This window comes from Pseudomonadales bacterium (assembly GCA_013215025.1).
Taxonomy (GTDB): Bacteria; Pseudomonadota; Gammaproteobacteria; order Pseudomonadales; family DT-91; genus DT-91.
In genome coordinates this window covers 1-3,165 of sequence record JABSRR010000239.1, presented here as the reverse complement: position 1 = coordinate 3,165, position 3,165 = coordinate 1, and the positions used below count along the sequence as shown (strand labels likewise).

Genomic DNA, 3,165 nt, shown 5'->3' with positions numbered 1-3,165 from the left:
TCAATTGGTATTGGCCGCCACCCAAGTAGCCTCTAAATTCATGGCCCCTGTGTACCTCGTAGGGAGCGCACTGGTCTCTGAAGATCCCCTGGATATTGATATAGTTATGGTGCTCACCAAACAGCAATACCACAAAGCTATTGGCTGATAGCATAAATACACTGTCAAATAGCTCAATAACCTGGGTTTTGCAGCGGTTTAGCAGCTCAAAAGCGGCATCTGGATAGATCAGAGTTAAAGTTATGAAAGCTATGCTGAATAAGGCAGAGAGTGGAAAGACCGGGTTATGAAAGTCTAAGCCGAACTTGGTGATATTATCTTCACCCAGTTCGTAATCTGTGTCGTACGGGTGTCGCCCCAAAACAAGGTCCTTTTGCGGTGTTATTGATAATATTTACTATATCATAATAGCAACGTCGGTACTTTTGCCTAGGCTTGGCCGATGTTTATGCTTGGTCGATGTCTACGCTTGGTCGATGTCTAGAGTGCCAAGCTGTTGACCCATAGTCACGCTGATCCCATTTGCAAGCGCTGAATTAAATGCCGTCTGTTGATTTTCAAACAGTAAGATGACCGTCGAGCCAAGCTTAAATCGCCCCATTTCGTCACCTTTTGCCAGCGTTACCGCCTGGCTAGATGAAAAGTCTTGATGGCTAATGCGGGCTTTGACCGGTGCCACTTGACCTGACCACACGGTTTCAATGCCGGCAACGATCATCGCGCCGACTAAAATCATTATGAACTTGCCTTGCTCGTTGGCAAACTCACAAATGAGACGCTCATTGCGTGCAAATAAGCCAGGCACCTGGTTAGCAGTGGCTTGATTGACTGAGAATAAATCACCGGGTACATAAGTCGTATTTAAAAGCTCGCCGTCTAGTGGCATATGTACACGGTGGTAATCTTTTGGTGATAAGTAAATGGTGGCAAATTTGCCGCCCATATAGGTGTTACATTGTTCGGCGTTGCCGGCCAGTAGCTGGCTTAAGGAGTAGTATTGTCCTTTCGCCTGCATAATACTGCCTAGCTCGATATCGCCTAGCTCGCTGATGGCGCCATCTGCTGGAGACGCAATGGCATTGTCATCACTGCAGATAGGGCGGCGACCGGGCTTCAGCTCACGCGTAAAAAATTCGTTAAAGCTTTTAAAGCCACGAGCGGTCTCAATCTTTGCTTCTGACAGGTCAACTTGATAATGCTTCACAAACCACTGGATAAATGTGTTTTTGATCCAAGGTATTTGTGAATCCGCCAGTTTGGCAATGCCGCGAGATAATAAATGCTGCGGGATGATTGACTGTAAGCGGGCAAAGTTTTTTTCTGAAAGCATGGGGAGCCTTAATATATGGTATAGCGTTTACGGCGCTTCAATTGGCAGCGTTGCATCATTGCCCCATTCTGACCATGAGCCAGGGTAGGCTTTTACATGGTCAAAGCCTAATAGCTTATAGGCGACAAACCAGCTTAGGCCTGAGCGACGATGGGTTTGGCAATGAGTAATAATCTGCTTGTTAGCGTCAATGCCCTTTTGGGCTAATTCTGCTCGAATTTGCTCGAGCGGTTTTAAGCATTCTTGCGCATCCTGCAGTAGCAGCCAGTCATGTGAGATGGCGCCTGGTATATGGCCACCTCTGGCCGCGAGCACTTTTTCACCCCGGTATTCTTCAGCGCTTCTGGCATCCCAGATAATGCTATCTTGCTCTGGAATGCTAGCGAGTACCTCGCTTTTGTCGGCAATAAAGCGAGAGTCTAGGGTTAACTCTAGTGAGCTTGGCGTGACTGCCAATTGGCCTGTGCTGAGGCTGAGTTGTGCACGCTGCCAGCTTTTAAGGCCGCCATCTAAAAGTGCTGTATTGTGGTAACCAAAAAGCGCCAGAGTCCAGATAAAGCGTCCCGCAAGCGAACCGCCGGCATTGTCATAGGCAACAATGTGGCAAGCTTTATCACTCGGTAAGCCAATATCTTGCAATGCATGAACCAGACTTTCGGTTGCTGGAAGCTGGCCAGCTGCAGGCTTTTGCTGCGAGGAGAGCAGGCTTGGCTCAAACGCCACTGAGTGAGGGATATGGCCATTGGCAAAGTCTTGCGCACTGAGCAAAGCAACAACAAGTGGCTTTTGATCACCGTTATCAATTAGCTGTGCAAGTTGTTTAGCCTCTAAAAGCGCCTGGCTCATAGCAGAATCTCGTGTGGGTTTGCAAGGTCAGCTATGATAGAGGATTTTGCTTAAATGCGCATTAAGGAAGTTTTTCTATCATCAGGCTGACCGAGCCTACTTCAAAGCCAAATTTAGTGAAGGTTGATTCGTTAATCAGTCGATTAGGGGCTATCAGGTACATGCGGTCATCAACATTAATATCAATTTCGCCATCATCAAGCTGCAGGCGCAGTACGTATTGCATGGCAATGGCGTTACCCGCGGTGCGAAGCTTATGCTCACCAATGACATCGTTAGCCGTTGCAATCCAGTATTCGCCGGATTCGTCTTTGGCTTTCTTCAGCAACCATTGACGTTGCTGAAGTTCGCCGTCATTAAAGTAAAATTGTTCGTCGAGTGCGCATTGTTGAGGATTGCAGCTGCCGTCGATATCAGCAGAAAAATAGCGAATCATCTCACCGCTTCGATTTTTCACCATGCCATGCGCGACTAATTTGCCATTAAAAAATTCCGGCAAAATAATCTCAGGTTTTACATCTTGATATTGCGATACATCTTGCTGCGAGCATGCTGAAAACTGCAGCAGTAAAGTGGCAAATAATAAGAAATATAGTTGTTTCATGAGATAACCTTATCCGTTAACTATCGGGGTAAAAATAAAAGATCGCGATGTCTTGGTAGTCGCCTTCTGCGTCGCTCATATTGGAGCGACCGCTGTAGAGTGCAAGTCGGCTATCTTCTGCATAGGCTAGGAAGATGGGTGGTAAAAACCGTGCAATCAGCCAATTTTTTGCGCGCACTGCAACGCACTGCTGCCATAGCGCTTGATTGTTAATGTCGCCAGGCACAGATTGTAAAAGATCGTTGAGGGTGGTTTTCAAGCGGCTACAATCGAAGCGACTGGCTTTTAGCGCAATATTGCTACCACGAGAAGGTGCAGGATAATCAAAAACCAGATCGGCTTTACTAATGCGACTGAGGTTGTCGCGGATAAAATGATCAAAGCC

5 protein-coding genes are annotated in these 3,165 nt (G+C 47.0%); all 5 read right to left on the bottom strand.

The genetic code is table 11. The features are described 5' to 3' along the window. A partial coding sequence (locus tag HRU21_12395; GenBank protein NRA43089.1) for a hypothetical protein occupies positions 1-361 on the bottom strand: 361 nt, incomplete at its 3' end. A gap of 102 nt (positions 362-463) precedes the next feature. Continuing rightward, positions 464-1,330, bottom strand: a complete 867-nt coding sequence (gene psd, locus HRU21_12390) for a phosphatidylserine decarboxylase (GenBank protein NRA43088.1) — start codon at positions 1,328-1,330, stop codon at positions 464-466. Between the two features lie 27 nt (positions 1,331-1,357). After that, positions 1,358-2,176, bottom strand: a complete 819-nt coding sequence (locus HRU21_12385; GenBank protein ID NRA43087.1) for a sulfurtransferase — start codon at positions 2,174-2,176, stop codon at positions 1,358-1,360. 61 nt (positions 2,177-2,237) lie between these two features. Further along, the gene (locus HRU21_12380) at positions 2,238-2,780 is read right to left on the bottom strand and encodes a DUF3833 domain-containing protein (protein NRA43086.1); all 543 of its coding nucleotides are present in this window, start codon (positions 2,778-2,780) and stop codon (positions 2,238-2,240) included. Positions 2,781-2,796: 16 nt separating this feature from the next. Continuing rightward, a partial coding sequence (locus HRU21_12375; GenBank protein ID NRA43085.1) for a hypothetical protein occupies positions 2,797-3,165 on the bottom strand: 369 nt, incomplete at its 5' end.